Source organism: Pararhizobium arenae (genome assembly GCF_001931685.1).
Taxonomy (GTDB): domain Bacteria; phylum Pseudomonadota; class Alphaproteobacteria; order Rhizobiales; family Rhizobiaceae; genus Pararhizobium; species Pararhizobium arenae.
The window spans coordinates 113,990-132,985 of sequence record NZ_MOOY01000009.1 but is presented as its reverse complement, the minus strand read 5'-3'; the positions used below and the strand labels follow the sequence as shown (position 1 = coordinate 132,985).

Sequence of the window (18,996 nt, the reverse complement as noted above, 5' to 3'; positions counted from 1 at the left end):
TTGAGCCGTGACCGATAAATCGCAGAGCATTGCTCCATGACTCTCCTTACGATCTACATGCCCAGCAAGCGTAGCCTCGAGGGCTCGCATCAAGCGATCGAAAGCGCCTTGGCCTACGCCCGACACGTCGACGCACGGCTCATTGTTTCCGACAACTCCGGCGATGCTGAAAAGAGGCGGTGGCTGGAGACGCTTTCACCCCGGCTTCACTATGTTGCATCCGATGCGGTGAGCGCACCGGATAACTGGAGGCCGGCTTTCGGCACCGTCGAAACGCCTTTTCTGATGCCGATGGGGGATGACGATCTGATTTTCTTCCGGGAGGATGAGAAGGCCGTCGATCTTGCAACTTTGCCCGAAGATGTCGTTGGTGTCAGGCCCGCCACGCAGATCTGGACGCTGACGGATGGTGTCCGTCACACCGAACGGTTCACCATCGACGCAGACACGCCCGCTGATCGGCTCATCGACTACGGCCGCAAGGTCAAGGGCAACAACAGCATCTATTACAGCATATTCCGAACCCGGCCATTCCTCTCGGTCATGCGGTCCTTCGTGGAACATCATCCGACGACGGGCGGCTACATAGACTGGGCCATCTGTCTGTCGTTGTTTGCTGCGGGCCGCGTGGTTTTCGATCCGTCGTTCACATACCGCTACGATCTGGGGCGCTGGTCCCGCACGGAAACCCTCAACGAGGCCAAGGCGAAGCTCTATACGGATGCCGGACTGCCGGCCGATACGGAAAAATTCTGGGGCCTGCTGCTGTTCCTTGATCTCTATGTCTTCCTGCACCGGCTGCCGCTGGACGCATCCCAGCGGGAGAATGCCAACGTCGTCAGCCGTCGGCTGTTTCTTGCGGCTTTTCTGCGCAGCGTTATCGAAAATCCCGATCGTTTCGATGAGATGACGCGCTATATCGTCGACTTGATCGCCGCAGAACAGCGGCTTGATTCGATCTTCCAGCTTTCAGTCTATCTGACCGACTGCATCAAGCCGGGCCTCAAGGACGGATATGTCCGCTATTATCAGGCCGTCTCGACGGCCTGATAGCGCTGCCGGCTGCGGATCAGCTGCGACGACGGTTGCCGCGTTCGCGCGTGGGCGCCGGCGCCGCCGCGTTGGCCGTCTTGTTGCGCAAGGGGCCGATGCGCTCGATGATGACGTCGAGTGTCGGGCGTTCTCCCGGCGTATAGTTGTCCAGAGCCCCGCGCATTGCTGCGAGATGTTCGCAGGACGTGCCGCAGCAACCGCCGATGATGCGGGCGCCCGCGTCGCGGGCAAGGTTCGCATAGTCCGCCATCAACGGCGGCGTGCCGGAATAGTAGATTTCCGAGCCGCGGAACTCCGGTATGCCGCAATTGCCCTTCACGACGACGATCGCGGTCGGATCGGCCTCGGTCATATCAAGCAGGGATGAAATAATATCGGATGCCCCGACGCCGCAGTTGGCGCCGACGGCAACCGGGCCCTCGCCGATATCACGCGCAACCCCATGGATATCCTTCGGGTGCAGGCCCATCATGGTCTTGCCGGCCGTATCGAACGAACCGGTGTAGACGAAAGGTATGCCGACTTTGGTTGCGGCTTCCGCAGCGGCGCGAATTTCGTCGGGCGAGGACATGGTCTCGATCCAGGCAACCTCGGCGCCGCCGTCCTTCAGGCCGGTGATCTGTTCAGCGAAAGCCTCCACCGCATCTTCGTAGCTCAAAGCACCCAGAGGAATCAGCAGTTCCCCGGTCGGGCCGACGGAGCCCGCCGTGATGACCTTGCGGGGTGCCTTGTCGGCGACCGCACGCGCGATCTCGGCGGCACGGCGGTTGAGGTCGTAGACACGGTCCTGCGCGTTGTGCAGCTTCAGGCGATGGCGCGTGCCGCCAAAGGAATTGGTGAGGATGATATCGGCACCGGCATCGACGAAATCCTGATGCAGCTTCGTGATGTTTTCCGGCTTCGCCTCGTTCCACAGTTCCGGGGCTTCGCCAGCCTCAAGACCCATCGCAAAAAGGGACGTGCCGGTTGCGCCGTCGGCGAGCAATACGCCCTTGGTAGCCAGAAGTTCCGAAAGGGGATTGGTGGCAACGCTCATCTTGCTCATTCCTGTTTCAAATTGAATGAACATATAAAGATATCTTTATGTGGATGCAAGCAATGTTACGACTTCGCCTGTCGTAGATCGAGCCTCGCCGCCATGCCAAGCCCGAACACGGCGAAAGCCGTCAGCATCCATTGCGGGTCTGCGCGGTTGAGGATGAAGGATTCGAGCATGCCGTTATAGGTCATGAAGACGATGACCATGACGCAGAAATCGGCGAAGTTGCTGCTGCCGCGGCGCGATGCGCGGGCGTAATCGACAAGCGGTTTCAAAAAGAGCACAGCGAGAATGATACTGCCGCCCGGAATGCCATAGGTCAGCAACGCATCGAGAAAGGTGTTGTGGGCGGATATGATGCCGCGCACGTCCCAGCTTGCCTCGAAATTCGCCTCCATGGCCATGATCACCGGCGATTGCCAGAAACTCGCGAAACCGTGGCCGTACCACGGATTGGCCGCGATGCTGTCGGAGGCGAACTCCCAGATCGCGTCGCGGCCGGTAAAGGTGTAATCCTCAAGGATCGCCGCCGTCGCGGCCTGCAATGCCGGCGAATAGATCGTTCCGACCGTCAGGCAGCCGATCACCACCGCAAAGATCAGGTGCACCGCGATCATCAGTCCGGGGCTTCTGACGGCGCGTCCACCCAGCACGATGCCGATCGCCAGGGGCAGGAAGCCGATGGTCGTCTTGGAGCCGGTGTGCAGCACGAACAGGATGGCGAGCAGCGCGATTGCGGCACCGCGGCGACGTGCGCCCGCCCGGAAGCAGTAGATGCCGAACATCGCAAGGACCGAGAATACCGGCGCGGTTACGTTCTTGTGCGACAGGTGGCCGCGCCAGAAGCCGGCGTGCCAGGCTTCGGCGGAGGTCGCCTGATGGATCGCCTGCTGCGGCAGTAGAACCAGAGCTGCGTAATTGATGAGGATCAGCAACAGCACCGCATTCGCCGCCGCCTCGGCAAAATCCTTCTCGCTGCGGGGGAGCGTCAACACGCCTGCCACGATGGTCATCGCCACGAGGCTCAACGTCACGCCGCGTGCAGACGCGGTGGGATCGTAGGACTGAAGGCAGGAGAAATACGCGATGCCGAAAAGTACGAGCCAGCTCGGCGAGACAAGCCGGCCAAGGACCTTCGGCTCCACGATCGACATCATGGAGAACAGGGAAAGTCCGCCGAGGCCAAGATAGCCGATCTGGTTGACGACGTTCGCCGTGCTGGTCGAATTGGGATCGCCGGGCGCGCCGTCGCCCTGAAACGGGTTGAGCGTCAGAACCATGATGAAGAGCCCGAAGCCGGAGAGCAGCATCGCCAGGCTGCGGATCAATCGCACCATGCGATCGTCGAGCGGCTGAGGAATGGAGATCCTGGCGGGTGCGGCGGACAAGCGGAACGGTTCCTGGCTCAAGAGGCTGGTATTGCAGCCTGCACACTGCTGCCGTTATGGTTAAAGCGGAGTAAAAGTGGCCCGTCGCTCGGCCGCGTTGGCAAAGCATTCACCCTTCCGCGTCATTTCGATGAAACCAGAGCGGCAAATTAACACGTCCTTTTTGGCTGATGCCTTATGCGCATGGGAAAGCATTTTGGGCGCACAGGCGCCTGACGGGCGGAGCGTGAGCATGGCCAGTTCTGAAGCATCAAGGCAGGCGGGTACCGGGACTACCGTCCGGCCGGTGCGCTTTCTCGCGCTCGATTCCTGGCGCGGCATCTGCGCTCTTCTCGTCGCCGTCATGCACTTCCCTGCGGCCGGCCCGATTTCCGACAGCCCTTTCATCCGCAACGCCTACCTGTTCGTCGATTATTTTTTCGTCCTGTCGGGTTTCGTGATCGCGCACGGCTACAGTCAGAGAATCGCAACCGGAACCGATTATTTCCGCTTCGCCCTGCTGCGGCTTGGACGCATCTATCCGCTTCATGTCGCCGTGCTCGCGCTCTTCCTGGGCTTTGAACTGCTTCGCTGGGCCGTGCCTGCCTTGCGAGGAGACGCGGCCGCACCGTTTTCTGAGGGCATGACGATTGCGGAGCTGTTTTCAAGCCTCGCCTTGCTGAATGGAGTGGGCTTCGATACGCGTCTGGTCTGGAATAGCCCTAGCTGGAGTATTTCCGCCGAGATGTGGACCTATCTGTTCTTCGGCTTTGCCGTGCTGGTCCTTGGACGGCGTCACTGGCTTGCCTTCATCCCGGCGATCTTCGTCGGAATGATCTCGATCTGGTCGCTGTCACCGCTCTATATGGACACGACCTGGCAGCTTGGCCTGATCCGCTGCGTTTACGGCTTCTCGCTTGGCGCCTTGCTTTATCGGTTCGCGGGCGGCTACTTGGTCGCCTTTCATCAGGGGCGTCCGGATCGTCCTGCTGCGCTCGCCACGGTGCTGGAGGTTGCCGCGCTGGCCCTGGTGGTGCTTTTCGTGACGTTTGCAGGCAAGGGGCCGGCCAGCGTTTTCGCGCCCTGGGTATTTGCCATCGCGATCTGCATCTTCGGTCGTGAAGCCGGTCATGTCAGCCGGGCGCTGAAGGCCACGCCGTTCCTGTGGCTCGGCACGCTGTCCTATGCCATCTACATGGTGCACATTTTCGTGCAGTCGCGACTGATCAATGGGGGCAGTCTTGCGGGAAAATTTACCGGGCTGCCGATCGTCGGTGATTGTACCATGGGCGGGGAGGCAGCCTACGGCTTCGGCCCTCTCGGCGGTGCGTTCGGCACGGTGATGATGCTTGTGATGGCGTTGGCGGTGATCGTCGCTGCGGCCGTTGCGCACTTCCTTGTCGAGAAACCGTTCATCGCCCTGTCGAAAGCGGCGGCTCAACGTGTGGGAAGCCGCGAAATGCAGAACGGACGCAAGCCGAAGCCTGCATCCGTTTGAGATCGTTACGACGGTCGCGTTTAAGCCGCCTGCCTCTCATGACTGACCGGGGTCACCATCGCAGAGATGATCGCCGAAAGGTCAACCGATCCGAGCGGCTTGCCGTTGACATCCACGACATGGGCCACCGAAACCTTGGCCATGGTCATCATCCGCGCCGCACTTTCAAGCGCGGTGCCGACCGTGATCGGAACGCCTTGCGGATTGCCGGAAAGCGGCGACATGATCGTCTCGACGTGGATCACGCGGCCCCGGTTCACTTCCTTCACGAAGGCGGTGATGTATTCGTCGGCGGGGTTGAGCACAATCTCCTGCCCCGTGCCTTGCTGGACAACTTTGCCATCGCGCAGAATGGCGATCTTGTCGCCAAGGCGTAGCGCCTCGTCGAGATCGTGGGTGATAAAGACGACCGTCTTTTTCAACTCCTTCTGGAGGTCGAGCAGTACGGTCTGCATATCAACGCGGATCAACGGGTCGAGCGCCGAATAGGCCTCATCCATCAGCAGGATGTCGGCATCATTGGTCAGCGCCCGGGCAAGCCCCACGCGCTGCTGCATGCCACCCGAAAGCTGGTTCGGATAGTGGTTCTCGAACCCCTTGAGGCCGACACGCTCGATCCAGCCTTGCGCCCGCTTGCGGCTCTCACCGTCGGGCACGCCCTGGATTTCCAAACCGTAGACCGTGTTTTCGATAACGGTCCTGTGCGGCAGAAGCGCGAACTTCTGGAAGACCATCGCCGTCTTGTGGCGGCGAAATTCACGAAGGTCGTTCTCGTTCATCTTGCAGACGTCTACGCCGTCATAGAGCACTTCGCCGGCCGTCGGGTCGATCAACCGGTTGATGTGACGGATGAGCGTCGATTTGCCCGAGCCTGAAAGCCCCATCACCACCATGACGCCACCGGCGGGCATGGAGATGTTGATGTTCTGAAGCCCCAGCACATGGCCGTGCTTTTCGTTGAGTTCGGCCTTGCCGAGGCCGTTCTTGACCTGTTCGACAAAGGCTTTTCCGTTGGGGCCGAAGATCTTGTAGAGGTTCTTCACCTCGATCGCGTGACTAGCCATGGATGACCTCCGAGTGCTTCTGCAGCCGGCGACCGTAAGCCTGGCTGGTGCGGTCGAAAATGATGGCGATCGCTACGAGCGCAAAGCCGTTGAGGAAGCCGACGGTGAAGAACTGGTTGTTGATCGCCTGCAGCACGTTCTTGCCGAGACCGCCGACGCCGACCATCGAGGCAACGACGACCATCGCCAGAGACATCATGATCGTCTGGTTGATGCCGGCCATGATGGTGGGAAGGGCAAGTGGTATCTGCACGTTCTTCAGTCGCTGCCAGCTGGAGGAGCCGAAGGCATCGGCGGCTTCGAGCACTTCCTTGTCGACGAGGCGGATGCCGAGATTGGTGAGGCGGATCATCGGCGGGACGGCGTAGATCACCACCGCAATCAGGCCCGGCACCTTGCCGATGCCGAAAATCATCACGACCGGTATCAGATAGACGAAGCTCGGCATCGTCTGCATGACGTCGAGGACCGGATTGACGAAGGACTGGACGCGGTCCGAGCGGGCCATCAGGATGCCGATCGGAATGCCGATGATGATGGCGATGAAGGTACAGACCGTCACCATCGCCAGCGTGACCATCGTGTCGTTCCACAGCCCGAGCAGGCCGATAGCCAGCATCGACAGAGCGGTGCCGATGGTGATGCGGATGTTGCGGCTGCCGAAGTAGACGATCGCAAGCATGGCAAGAAGAATGATCGGCCAGGGCGACGTGACGAAAAGACGTTCCAGAAAATTCAGGAACACCTGCAACGGCTGCACGGCCGCATCGATGATGTCGATATAGCTTCTGACGAGTGCCTTGAAGCCGTCATCGATGCTCTTGCGCGCCATGCGGATCGAGTTGTCGCTGAAGGCGGGAAATTTACATAGAAATCCTGGCAATACTTCGCAAAGTGCCATTCCTGTCCCCTTTGTCTACCGGAAGTTATTGGCCGTTTGCTCCGGTCTCGGCGATCAGGATCGCATCGACCTGGACTGCATCCGACGGGCACTGGGAATCTTGGCGCTCCCTGCGTGCGGTCACTGTTTTGACATGATCCGCCGCGGCGTTATGCCCGGTTTGCGACGTTTGCCTTTTCGTGACGGTAAAAATACCGACAAGGCCTGATTGTTTTACGCCGCGCATCAAAAAAGACCGGCCAGGCAAGCCCGGCCGGTCTCCTATATTAAAGAGCGGCCTTGATCTTCTCGGCGACATCCGGAGCGACCCACTTGGTCCACATATCCGGGTAGGTTTCGAGGAAGTGCTTGGCTGCATCCTCGTTGGTGCCCTGGTTTTCGTCCATCCAGGCGAGAACCTTGCCCACCGTGCCGTTATCCCACTGGCGGGTCTTCATGTAGTCCATGGCAACGCCGGCCTTTTCGGAGAATGCCTTGGTGACAACAGTGTAGACATCCGAAGTCGGATAGGAATTGACCTTCGGTGCGGCGCAATCCGGAACCGCGGTGCAGGCGTCCCAGTCCGCCTTGTTGTGCTCGACGCCGAAGGAAAGCTTCGTCATCTCGTACTTGCCGAGGATAGCCGTCGGAGCCCAGTAGTAGCCGAGCCAGCCGGTCTTCTTCTCGAAGGCGTTGGCGATCGAGCCGTCGAGGCCCGCAGCCGAGCCGGTGTCGACCAGCTCGAAGCCGGCCTTCTCGGCTTCTGTCGCCTTGTAGAGGTTGGCGGTCGAAACCTGGCAGTTCCAGCCCGACGGGCAGTTATGAACCGCAGCCTTGGAAGCGTCTTCCGGCGCCGGGAACAGCTCGGGGTGCTTCAGCGCATCCTGAACGGTCTTGATGTCCGGATGGGCATCGGCAAGGAACTTCGGAATCCACCAGCCTTCGACACCGCCTTCGGAAAGCAGCGGCGCGGCCTGGATCAGGCGACCTTCGGCGATTGCCGCATCAAGCGCGGTGCGAACGGAGTTGACCCAGAATTCCGGCGCAACGTCCGGCTCTGCCTTCTCGTTCATCGAGGTGAAGGTCGGCATTGTGTCGCCGGTGACGAGCGTCACGGTGCAGCCATAGCCATTTTCGAGAACGAACTTGTCGACTTGCGCTGCTACGCCTGCCGAAGCCCAGTTCATTTCCGCGATGCTGACGTCACCGCAGTCTGCGGCCTGTGCCGATCCGGCAATCGCATAGAGGCCAGCGGCGAGAAAAGTGGAAGCGAGGAGCTTCTTCATGTTTAAGACCTCCCAGTCTTAATGCAGTGATCGAACACCGGGCAGGGTCGGGATACTGCATGTCCCGGTCGCCCAATTGCATGGTCTGCTGCAGTCGATGCCAACCGGCAAAGGGTTGGTCATTCACCCCTGCGACGACCTCGGAGATACTCTTTATGGTCGCGCGGAAGTGCTGCGCGCCTTTCTCTTCTTGCCGTCGAAAGTCAGCCTAAGTATTCCGCAGCAGAAATCAACCGCCACACGCTGCGCCCTCGTGACAATGTCTACGAAAACGCCGGCAAAGGGCGCGTGCAAGTTGTTGAATTATAACAGTGGGGCCGAAAAATTGGGCAAAAGCCCGGCGGTCGGGCGTAATTTTGCGGCTGGTTCACAATCTCGTTGCTTTGCCTGTTTCATTGTAGGCGGATTGTGTCCCATATGCGTCCTCGCCAGATTTTTTGGTCTTTGCGAAAAAAAATCAAAAAAGCCGTATTTTATCGTGCGACGACGCTCTTAATAACGATCCGGTAACCCTGTCAGGCTAATTGTCTTCGTGCGGCGGGGGACACTCGCTGCCCGGCCGGATCAGGTATTGCGTCCCGGACGGTGTGCTGGCGAGAGATCGCCAAGCCATGCGTACTTTTGGCAAGCCGCACGTTTCCGAACCCGGACGTGCGGTTTTCGCGTTCAGGCGCCTGTCACAATGTGCCAACTCAAGATTGTCGCTGCCATCAAAAGAAAATGCCGCATCTCGGCTGCGAGATACGGCATAAGTTCACTTGGGAGAGGGGTGTGCGTGCGATCAGCCGACGCTGCGGGTGCGCACAAAGCCCAACGGACCCAGCGGTGCCGACATCTCGGTGTTGCGCACGCGCGACTGGCTACGCGGTGCGCATGCGTTCCATGCGATCTGGACGAAGTTGGGCTTGGAGAAGATGAACAGCATGGCAGTTTGAACCCTGGGTGGCGGGCGAATGCGCCCGTGTGATTTCGATGGCGCGGATATACGCTCAGCCGAGGGGAAAATCGAGATCAAATTCGCCGCTTGATGTCGCTTTCTGAACACCATGCAAACATTGCATATCTCGTGGGCAGGGCTGCCCGAATTTGCACCACCGCGACCCAAGAAATGCGGGCTAAATTGCGGCAAAGCATGGCTTTTCAGTGTTGCGCTTCGATGCTAGGAAAATAGTCATGACCAGATCGATCATGCTTCAGGGAACCGGCTCCGATGTCGGAAAAACGGTACTCGTTGCGGGCCTTTGCCGGCTGGCTTCCAACCGCGGCCTCAAGGTCGCGCCCTTCAAACCTCAAAATATGTCGAACAACGCCGCGGTTTCCGACGATGGAGGCGAGATCGGCAGGGCGCAATGGTTGCAGTCTCTGGCCGCCCGCGTTCCGTCATCGGTACACATGAACCCCGTGCTCCTGAAGCCGCAATCGGAAACGGGCAGCCAGATTATCGTGCAGGGACAGGTGGCGGGTGCGGCCAGGGGGCGGGACTATCAGGCTCTGAAGCCGAAGCTGATGGGCGCCGTCATGGAAAGCTTCGAGACGATTAGCGCCGGTACCGATCTTGTCGTCGTCGAAGGGGCGGGGTCTCCAGCGGAGATCAACCTGCGGGCCGGCGATATCGCCAATATGGGATTTGCTGTCAGGGCCAATGTTCCGGTCGTGCTGGTCGGCGACATCGACCGGGGCGGGGTCATCGCCTCGCTGGTCGGCACCCATGCTATCCTGCCTGACGAAGACCGGCGCATGATCACAGGTTATTTGATCAACAAGTTTCGGGGCGACGTGTCGCTTTTCGACAGTGGCCTTGCGGCGATCAAAGACTTCACGGGTTGGCCATGTTTTGGGGTCGTGCCGTGGCTGAAGGCCGCCGCTCGTCTTCCGGCAGAGGATTCTGTCGCGCTCGAACGCCTGGCGCGCGGCAAGGCGGCGGCGCTTAAGGTTGCGGTTCCGGTTCTCGCCCGCATTGCCAATTTCGACGACCTCGATCCGCTGGCCGCCGAGCCGGAGGTCGATCTCGTCTTCGTGCGTCCGGGTGAACGTTTGCCGGCGGATGCCGGGCTGGTCGTCATTCCCGGCTCCAAGGCGACCATCGCCGATCTCGCCGATTTTCGAGCGCAGGGCTGGGACCGCGATCTCGACGCCCACATCCGCCGTGGGGGCCACGTCATCGGCATATGTGGCGGCTATCAGATGCTGGGCGAAAGGGTTAGCGATCCGCTCGGCATCGAGGGGACGGTTCGCGAGGTCCAGGGCCTCGGCCTGCTTTCGGTGGAGACGGAGATGGCGCCGGAAAAGACGGTGCGAAACTCCAGCGCATGGTCTGCCCTCTATGATGTGGCACTGAGCGGCTATGAAATCCACCTTGGCCGCACGACCGGTATCGACACCCAGCGTCCGGCCGTGCTGATCGACGGGCGTCCCGATGGGGCGGTCTCCGCCGACGGCCGCATTTCAGGCACCTACCTGCATGGCCTGTTCACGAGCGACGCCTATCGCGCTGCGCTGCTGCGCGGCTTCGGCATCGAAGGCGGTGGTTCGAACTATCGGCAGTCCGTGGACACGGCGCTTGACGACGTCGCCTCGGAACTGGAAGCCGTTCTCGACCCACGCTGGCTGGATCGACTGCTGTCGCGTTGAAACCCTATATTTCCCCGGAGGCCTCGCGCCGCCGGCGGTCCAGTTCTTCGCTGTAGCGGCGAAGCGTGTGCGCCTCCGTCAGCAAGCCGATGACGCGGCGCTCGACGAGATTGTTGACCACTGCCAGTGCGTCGCTTTCCGTCTTGTCGAAGAGCGAGACCGCCTGCTTCGCGTTCATGGTCGGCTGCAGGAAATCATTGCCCAGCCTGACGAAGGAGGTAAGGCTTGTCTCCGCCTTTTCCTCGGTCGGGTTGGCGTAGACGTCATGGACCTGAACGAGCCCGATATAGCGGTTGTCCTTGTCGACAATCACGACCCGCTGGGTTGAGCCGAGGGGAAATTCCTGTCGGAACGCTTCGAGAGTGAGGTCCGACCTTGCCGTCCTCACATCCGTTCGCATCAGGCGATTGACGGTCAGGTTCCTGATCCAGCCGACGTCATGGGCGCTGCGGATGCTTTCGCCGCGCAGATGGAAGCGCCATGTGGCGAAGGAGTAGCCGAAGGTGGTGCGCACGACCAGCGAGGAGGTGATCACCGCGGCGAGCACCAGCACGGTGATCGGAAAGTCGCCGGTGATCTCCAGCGCCAGGAATGTCATCGTCAGCGGGCCGCCAATGACCGCGACCGCAAGCGCGCTCATGCCGACCACCGCGTAGATGACCGGAGTCAATGTCGCGCTGGCAAAAATATAGGGTGCGCTGTAGGCAAAGAGTTTTCCGAGCAGCGCCCCCATGAACAGCGAAGCAAAGAACAGGCCGCCCCTGAAGCCCGAGCCGATGGAAACGGCGGAAGCGACGGATTTCAGCAGCAACAATCCGATCAGCATGGGGATGGTGGTTTCGTGCGAGAGATTGAGATGAAGCGCGCCGTGACCCGCGGACAGGACCTGCGGTGACACGATCGCCAGCAATCCGACGACGATTCCGCCCAGCGCGGGCCGCAGGACGGAGGGGATGGCGCTTTTGCGGGCTACTTCCTCAGTGAGCGAAACGCCTTTCATGATCAGAATGCCCATGGCCGCGCACAAGGCTCCCAAAAGAAGCGCGGGCGGGTAATCCGCGGTCATGACAGAGCCGAACGAGCCGACATCGATCGTGAAGTCGCCGCTCGACAGGTTCTGCGCAACGATATTGGCGACCAGAGCCGAAACGACGACCGGCGTCAGCGAAACGATCGTGTAGGAGCCGATGATCAGCTCGAAGGCGTAGAATGCGCCGGTAAGCGGGGCGTTGAAGGCGGCGGCGATCGCGCCGGCCGCGCCGCATCCGAGCAGGGTGCGAAGGTCCGATCGCCGCAGTTGCAACAGAACGCCGATCTTCGAAGCAAAGCCTGAAGCGAGCTGCGTATAGCCGGCTTCCAGGCCGACAGATGCGCCGAAGCCGTTGGAAATGAGGTTCTGGACCGCGACGATGATGCTGTCCGTTAGGGAAAGGCGGCCACCATGGAGGGCGTTGGCTTCGATCGGGTCGACGATCGGCCGCTTGCGCCAGCGTTGCAGGATGAACAGCACGAGGCCAAGAACCAGCCCTCCGAGAATGGGCGCCAGCAGCACGGTGCGGTCCGCGCCGAAATCGGTGGAACTGAGACGCTGGTCGTCGCCGATTCCGAAGACCAGTTGGTGCAGGCCACTCGAAATCCAGCTCATCAGGGACACAGCCAGCCCGGAGGTGATCCCGACGATGAAGCCCGCGGCCACAAGACCGATTTCGCTGCGCCGGGCGAAGGCCCGCATGCGACCGACATCAAGGAGTACGGACAGGAAACCCAGTCGGCGCAGGTCTAATTTGGGAACACGCATCGGTATTTTCATCGGTTCTACACAGGCGGCACGAAGGAGGGCTCTCGGGAGCCTTCATGTTTGTGGCGGGACATAGCGCTTTGATTGACACATTCCAACCGAAAGCCTAATCATCGGCCATGGATGGTTCCCGGATCGCCTGGGCGTTTCGGGAGTAAATGGGAATGTGACGGGATGGACCCAAACAGGGCATCCTCATCGCAGCCGACCCCGCGACTGTAGAACGGTCAGGGTCCGCCATCCGGCAGGGATCAAACGGACGGAGCGGTCGCATGGTGCGGCCGGCGTGCGCCAACTCCCTACCGGAAAAGCCACTGGAGACTGTCGCGATCAGCCGGGGTGGGACGCCTCTTTTTCTACGAATCGTCCGCCTTTTCACGACAGAACCTCCGGGAAGGCGAGGCGGGCCCGTTCGCGTCTTGAGATGCGTAGAGCCGTGAGCCAGGAGACCTGCCATTCTGAAAGGGCATGAGCCCGAACAAGGGAGTGTCGCTCCCGGCGCCAGCACGGAGGTTGTCTTGGCTCTTGAGAATGTTACGAACCCGCATATGCCGGGTTTTCATCGCTGGCCGGGCAGCATCATCTGCTCTCTGTTGTTGTGGCAGGGCTGAGCGAGGCCATGACATCCCCTCTAGGTCCTGTGCTGGTGCTCGGCGGCGCCCGCTCCGGCAAATCCTCTTTCGCGGAAAAGCTCGTCACCGAAAGTGGCCTCGACCGTCATTATATCGCGACCGGTCGCGCCTGGGATGAGGAGATGCGCGCGCGCATTTCCGCCCATCGTGACCAACGCGGTGATGGCTGGACGACCCATGAGGAGCCGGTCGATCTTGTGAGCGCGCTCGTGGAGATCGACGCCGCGGATTGCGCCATCCTCGTCGATTGTCTGACGCTCTGGGTCACCAACCTGATGCTTGAGGAGCGCGATATCCAGTTGGAGTTTGCGCGTCTTGGCGATCTTCTGTCGCGCCTCAGGGGCCGCGTTGTTTTTGTTTCCAATGAAGTCGGTCTCGGCATCGTGCCGGAAAACCGCATGGCGCGGGAGTTTCGCGACCATGCCGGGCGGCTTCACCAGTCTGTCGCGGCGCGTTGCGCCGAGGTGTATTTTATCGCGGCAGGATTGCCGCTGAAGATGAAGGGTTGATCATGTCCAATTCGAATGCCGCTCACGGGAAAATCCCGGCCACCGTCATCACCGGCTTCCTCGGTGCCGGCAAGACGACGATGATCCGCAACATACTGGAAAATGCGCAGGGCCGCCGCATCGCCCTCATCATCAACGAATTCGGCGATCTCGGCGTCGATGGTGACGTGCTGAAGGGCTGCGGCGCCGAAGCCTGCAGCGAGGACGACATCATCGAGCTCACCAATGGCTGCATCTGCTGCACTGTCGCCGACGACTTCATCCCGACCATGACAAAGTTGCTCGAGCGTGACGGTCGCCCGGACCACATTGTCATCGAAACCTCGGGCCTCGCCTTGCCGCAGCCGCTCATCGCCGCCTTCAACTGGCCGGATATCCGCACCCAGGTCACGGTCGATGGCGTCATTACCGTTGTCGACAGCGCCGCTGTTGCCGCCGGTCGCTTTGCCGATGATCACGACAAGGTCGATGCGCTGCGTGTCGAAGACGACAATCTCGATCACGAGAGCCCGATCGAGGAACTGTTCGAAGACCAGCTAACCGCCGCCGACCTCATTGTGCTCAACAAGACCGATCTGCTCGATTCGACCGGTCTTGCCTTCGTGCGCAAGGAAGTGGAGAGCCGCACCCACCGCAAGCCGGCGATGATCGAGGCGAAGAATGGCGAGGTTTCCGCCGCCGTGCTGCTCGGCCTCGGCGTCGGAACCGAAAATGATATTGCCAACCGCAAGTCTCACCACGAGCTGGAACATGAAAACGGCGAGGAACACGATCACGACGAATTCGACAGCTTTGTCGTCGAGCTCGGGGCGATCGCCGATCCGGCGGCCTTCATCGAACGTCTGAAGGACGTGATCGCCGCCCACGACATCCTGCGCATCAAGGGCTTCGCCGATGTGCCGGGCAAGCCGATGCGCCTGCTGATCCAGGCTGTCGGCAGCCGTATCGACCAGTATTTCGATCGCGCCTGGGCGGCCGGTGAAACCCGCGGCACCCGCCTCGTCGTCATCGGTTTGCATGACATGGACGAGCAGGCCGTGCGTGCTGCGATCGCAGCGGCGGTCTGATTTGATGCTTGCTGTATCCTTCCTTTCATCCTTGCGACCAAGCCCGCAAAGGCTGTTCTTGTCGAGCGAGGGGTCGCTGCTCGTTCCCTCTTCTCCCCGACGGGGAGAAGGTGGCGCGCAGCGCTGGATGAGGGGGATGGCTGGCTTCGGGTTTGCGGCGAAGACCCCCCCATCGCCTCACATGCGTTCGGCACGTCTCCCCGCTGGGGAGAAGAGGGAGACTGCGGCTGACGCAATGCTTCCGATTTTTTGGAGAATGCAATGCATCTTCTCCTAGCCCAGAAAGGCACCATCGCCGATGGCGAGGAGGCCATTGATCTCGGCCAATCGCCGGGCGATATCCTGTTCCTGTCGGCGGCCGATACGGAGCTTGCGGCGGTTGCTGCCGCCTGCCGTGGCCGGGATGCCGGGCCAAGCGTGCGCGTCGCAAGCCTGCTCAGCCTCAAGCACCCGATGTCGGTCGATACCTACGTTGAGCGAACGGCCCGGCATGCGAGGCTGATCGTTGTCCGGGCGCTCGGTGGCGCGAGTTATTTCCAGTACGTTCTCGAAGCGCTGCATGCAGCGGCCGTGACCCATCGCTTCCAGATCGCGGTGCTGCCGGGCTACGAAAAGCCCGATCCCGGCATCGAGCATTTCTCAACGGTCGCTGCGGCGGATCGCGACGCGCTCTTGGCCTATTTCACCGAAGGCGGCGCCGACAACATGTCGCGTTTCCTTGCCTATGCCGGGGCGCTGGTTGGGGGGACGGAAAAGCCTGAGCCGGCCGCACCCTTGCTGAAGGCCGGCATCTGGTGGCCGGGTCACGGCGTTGTTGGTGTTGATGCTTGGAAGGGGCTAGTGAATTCGCGGCTTTCACCCCCCTCTGTCAGCTCCGCTGACATCTCACCCTCAAGGGGGGAGATTGGGCCGAGAGGCGTCCCCCAGCCGATCTCCCCCTTTGAGGGGCAAATGTCCGATAGGGCAGAGGGGGGTACTGCCTCTGCGGATTCGACACGTCCGCTCATTGCCATCTGCTTCTACCGCGCGCTTGTCCAGAGCGGCGAAACACGCCCGGTCGAAGCTCTCATCTCTGCTCTTGAAGCGGAGGGCGTCCGTGTCCTGCCGGTCTTTGTCGCAAGCCTCAAGGATGCCGTTTCCGTCGGCACGCTTCAGTCGATTTTCGCTGAGACGCCGCCGGATGTTGTGATGAATGCCACCGGCTTTGCGGTCTCTGCTCCGGGCGCAGACCGCAAGCCGACGGTGCTGGAAGCATCCGGCGCGCCAGTGCTGCAGGTGGTCTTCTCCGGCTCCTCGCGGGCCGCATGGCAGGCTTCGCCGCAAGGGCTGATGGCACGCGATCTCGCGATGAACGTGGCGCTGCCGGAAGTTGACGGCCGTATTCTCTCCCGCGCCGTGTCCTTCAAGGCCGCCGCTATCTATGACGAAAAAGTCGAGGCGAACATTGTCGGCCATGAACCGCTCGATGACCGTGTTCGATTCGCCGTGAAGTTGGCCGTCAATTGGGCACGCCTGCGCCGTCGTGCGCCGCATCAGCGCCGCGTGGCAATCGTCATGGCGAATTACCCCAATCGTGACGGCCGTCTCGGCAATGGCGTGGGCCTAGATACGCCGGCCGGCACCATCGAGACGCTGCGGGCAATGGCATCAGCCGGCTATTCCATCGCGGATATTCCCGAAAACGGCGATGCGCTAATGCGCCACCTGATGGCCGGACCGACGAACTTCGCAGACAAGACACGCGAAATCCGCGAAACCTATTCTCTCAAGGATTACAAAGCTTTCTTCGCGTCGCTTCCCGAACAGATTCAGGCTGACGTTACGGCACGCTGGGGTGAGCCGGAAGGTGATCCCTTCATTCTGGCCGATGTCTTTGCGCTGCCGCTGTCGCGCTTTGGCGATACACTGGTCGGCATTCAGCCGGCGCGCGGCTACAATATCGATCCGAAGGAAACCTATCACGCGCCGGACCTCGTGCCGCCGCATGGCTATATCGCGTTCTATGCCTTCCTGCGGGAAAGCTTCGGCGCCGATGCCATCATCCACATGGGCAAACACGGCAATCTCGAATGGCTGCCGGGCAAGGCACTGGCGCTGTCGCAGACCTGCTACCCGGAAGCGATCTTCGGCCCGACACCGCATCTCTATCCCTTCATCGTCAACGATCCGGGCGAGGGCACGCAGGCCAAACGCCGCACCGCCGCCGTCATCATCGATCATCTGACGCCGCCTTTGACGCGCGCCGAAACCTATGGTGCGCTGAAGGATCTCGAAGCGCTCGTCGATGAATATTACGACGCTTCAGGCGGTGATCCGCGCCGGCTTCGGCTGCTCAGCCGCCAGATCCTCGATCTCGTCCGAGACATTGGCCTTGATGCTGACGCCGGTATCTCCGCTGGCGACGCTGAGGACAAGGCGTTGGAAAAGCTCGACGCCTATCTCTGCGACCTCAAGGAAATGCAAATCCGCGACGGCCTGCATATCTTCGGCGTGGCGCCGGAAGGTCGATTGCTGACCGATCTGGCTGTCGCGCTCGCCCGCGTGCCGCGCGGTCTGGGCGAGGGGCGGGATCAGAGCCTCAACCGCGCTATAGCGGCCGATGCCTGCCCGCAGAATGATGGTGCTGCCTTCGATCCGCTCGATTGCCCCATGGCTTTACCATGGAACGGGGCGCGGCATCCGCTCTTGCAGGCCGTTTCCGATGCTCCCTGGCGCACGGTCGGCGATACGGTCGAGCGCATCGAACTGATTGCGCTGCAATTGGTCGATGGAACGGTAGCGCGCCCGGCGGATTGGCTGAATACGGCAACGGTTCTGGACGAGGTGCACAAGCGCATCCTGCCGTCCATCACCGCCTGTGGCAGCGCCGAAATGACGGCCTTGCTGCAGGGGCTCGACGGCCGCTTCGTCGCCCCCGGTCCCTCCGGCGCCCCCACACGCGGCCGGCCGGACGTGCTCCCGACAGGACGTAATTTCTATTCCGTCGATAGCCGCTCGGTTCCTACACCGGCAGCCTACGAGCTTGGCCGCAAGTCTGCCGAACTGTTGATCCGCCGTTACCTGCAGGATCATGGCGAGTGGCCAACCTCCTTCGGCTTGACGGCCTGGGGCACCTCCAACATGCGCACAGGCGGCGACGACATCGCCCAGGCGCTGGCGCTGATCGGTACGAAACCGGTCTGGGATATGATGTCGCGCCGGGTCACCGGCTACGAGATCATCCCGCTTGCCGTGCTCGGCCGCCCGCGTGTGGACGTCACCTTGCGCATCTCCGGCTTCTTCCGCGATGCCTTTCCCGACCAGATTGCTCTGTTCGACAGTGCCGTCCGCGCCGTGGGTGCGTTGGGAGAGGATGATGCCGACAACATGATCGCCGCCCGTGTGCGCGCGGAATCAGCAAAGCTTATGGCTGGTGGTATGGCTGAAAAGGAGGCGACACGCCGCGCTTCCTTCCGCGTCTTCGGCGCCAAGCCTGGTTCCTATGGAGCAGGTCTTCAGGCTTTGATGGATGAAGACGGCTGGCGAGATCGTGCGGATTTCGCCGAGGCCTATCTTACCTGGGGCAGCTATGCCTACGGTGCCGGCGAAGATGGGCGCGCCGAGCGCGGCCTGTTCGAAGCCCGTCTGGGCTCGATCGAGGCCGTCGTGCAGAACCAGGACAACCGCGAACACGATCTGCTCGACAGCGACGACTACTACCAGTTCGAAGGCGGCATGAGCGCTGCCGTTGAAAAGCTTGGTGGCGCCCGCCCGACGATCTATCACAACGACCATTCCCGGCCGGAAAAACCGGTTATCCGCTCGCTGGAAGAGGAGATCGGCCGCGTGCTGCGCGGGCGCGTCGTCAATCCGAAGTGGATCGCCGGCGTCATGCGCCACGGCTACAAGGGCGCCTTCGAGATCTCGGCGACGGTCGATTATCTCTTCGCCTTTGCGGCCACCACCGGGGCGGTGCGCAGCCAGCATTTCGAGGCGGTCTATCAGGCCTTCATCGTGGATGAGCGGGTGCGGGATTTCATGGAAGACAAGAACCCGGCCGCGCTTCGCGAGATGAGCGCGCGGCTTCTTGGTGCAATCGACAGGGGTTTTTGGTCGCCGCGCTCCAATTCGGCGCGCTTCGATCTGGCAAGCCTCTCCGGCGCGATGCCGGAATTGATGAACGGGAGATGACG

Annotated in this window: 13 protein-coding genes and 1 riboswitch; of the genes, 6 read left to right on the top strand and 7 right to left on the bottom strand. The window is 61.2% G+C overall.

The window, feature by feature from the left end; genetic code table 11:
- Window positions 1-36 precede the first annotated feature (36 nt).
- A complete protein-coding gene (locus tag BLX89_RS19915; RefSeq protein ID WP_075292713.1) occupies window positions 37-1,050 on the top strand; it encodes a glycosyltransferase family protein in 1,014 nt (337 codons plus the stop codon).
- A gap of 19 nt (window positions 1,051-1,069) precedes the next feature.
- On the opposite strand, the gene bmt is transcribed toward BLX89_RS19915, so the two are convergent.
- Window positions 1,070-2,089, bottom strand: a complete 1,020-nt coding sequence (gene bmt, locus BLX89_RS19910) for a betaine--homocysteine S-methyltransferase (protein WP_075292802.1) — start codon at window positions 2,087-2,089, stop codon at window positions 1,070-1,072.
- A 65-nt stretch (window positions 2,090-2,154) separates the two neighbouring features.
- Window positions 2,155-3,480 carry an O-antigen ligase family protein gene (locus BLX89_RS19905; RefSeq protein ID WP_143523694.1) on the bottom strand — a complete coding sequence of 442 codons (1,326 nt, stop codon included), beginning with the start codon at window positions 3,478-3,480 and terminating at the stop codon, window positions 2,155-2,157.
- A gap of 232 nt (window positions 3,481-3,712) precedes the next feature.
- On the opposite strand from BLX89_RS19905, the gene BLX89_RS19900 reads away from it, so the two are divergent.
- Window positions 3,713-4,957, top strand: a complete 1,245-nt coding sequence (locus BLX89_RS19900) for an acyltransferase family protein (RefSeq protein ID WP_075292711.1) — start codon at window positions 3,713-3,715, stop codon at window positions 4,955-4,957.
- Window positions 4,958-4,977: 20 nt separating this feature from the next.
- Here the strand turns inward: BLX89_RS19900 and BLX89_RS19895 are convergent, their stop codons facing one another.
- The 4 genes from BLX89_RS19895 to BLX89_RS24820 all read right to left on the bottom strand — a co-directional run bounded on the left by BLX89_RS19895 (window position 4,978) and on the right by BLX89_RS24820 (window position 9,112).
- A complete protein-coding gene (locus BLX89_RS19895) occupies window positions 4,978-6,021 on the bottom strand; it encodes a quaternary amine ABC transporter ATP-binding protein (protein WP_075292710.1) in 1,044 nt (347 codons plus the stop codon).
- Window positions 6,014-6,922, bottom strand: a complete 909-nt coding sequence (locus tag BLX89_RS19890) for an ABC transporter permease (RefSeq protein WP_075292709.1) — start codon at window positions 6,920-6,922, stop codon at window positions 6,014-6,016. The genes BLX89_RS19895 and BLX89_RS19890 overlap by 8 nt, the downstream gene beginning before the upstream one ends.
- A 266-nt stretch (window positions 6,923-7,188) precedes the next feature.
- On the bottom strand, window positions 7,189-8,187 hold the full coding sequence (locus BLX89_RS19880) for an ABC transporter substrate-binding protein (protein WP_075292707.1): 999 nt from the start codon (window positions 8,185-8,187) through the stop codon (window positions 7,189-7,191).
- A gap of 781 nt (window positions 8,188-8,968) precedes the next feature.
- On the bottom strand, window positions 8,969-9,112 hold the full coding sequence (locus BLX89_RS24820) for a hypothetical protein (RefSeq protein WP_198935174.1): 144 nt from the start codon (window positions 9,110-9,112) through the stop codon (window positions 8,969-8,971).
- Window positions 9,113-9,360: 248 nt separating this feature from the next.
- Here BLX89_RS24820 and BLX89_RS19875 point away from each other — a divergent pair, with 248 nt between their 5' ends.
- On the top strand, window positions 9,361-10,818 hold the full coding sequence (locus BLX89_RS19875) for a cobyric acid synthase (RefSeq protein WP_075292706.1): 1,458 nt from the start codon (window positions 9,361-9,363) through the stop codon (window positions 10,816-10,818).
- Window positions 10,819-10,822: 4 nt separating this feature from the next.
- Here the strand turns inward: BLX89_RS19875 and BLX89_RS19870 are convergent, their stop codons facing one another.
- Complete coding sequence (locus BLX89_RS19870; protein WP_075292705.1) at window positions 10,823-12,616, bottom strand: chloride channel protein; 1,794 nt, start codon at window positions 12,614-12,616, stop codon at window positions 10,823-10,825.
- Between the two features lie 107 nt (window positions 12,617-12,723).
- Window positions 12,724-13,088: riboswitch (cobalamin riboswitch) on the top strand.
- 147 nt (window positions 13,089-13,235) lie between these two features.
- On the opposite strand from BLX89_RS19870, the gene cobU reads away from it, so the two are divergent.
- From cobU to cobN, 3 genes are all read left to right on the top strand, one after another.
- On the top strand, window positions 13,236-13,757 hold the full coding sequence (gene cobU, locus BLX89_RS19865) for a bifunctional adenosylcobinamide kinase/adenosylcobinamide-phosphate guanylyltransferase (protein ID WP_075292704.1): 522 nt from the start codon (window positions 13,236-13,238) through the stop codon (window positions 13,755-13,757).
- A gap of 2 nt (window positions 13,758-13,759) precedes the next feature.
- On the top strand, window positions 13,760-14,824 hold the full coding sequence (gene cobW / locus BLX89_RS19860; RefSeq protein WP_075292703.1) for a cobalamin biosynthesis protein CobW: 1,065 nt from the start codon (window positions 13,760-13,762) through the stop codon (window positions 14,822-14,824).
- A gap of 261 nt (window positions 14,825-15,085) precedes the next feature.
- Complete coding sequence (gene cobN / locus BLX89_RS19855) at window positions 15,086-18,994, top strand: cobaltochelatase subunit CobN (RefSeq protein ID WP_075292702.1); 3,909 nt, start codon at window positions 15,086-15,088, stop codon at window positions 18,992-18,994.
- Window positions 18,995-18,996 lie beyond the last annotated feature (2 nt).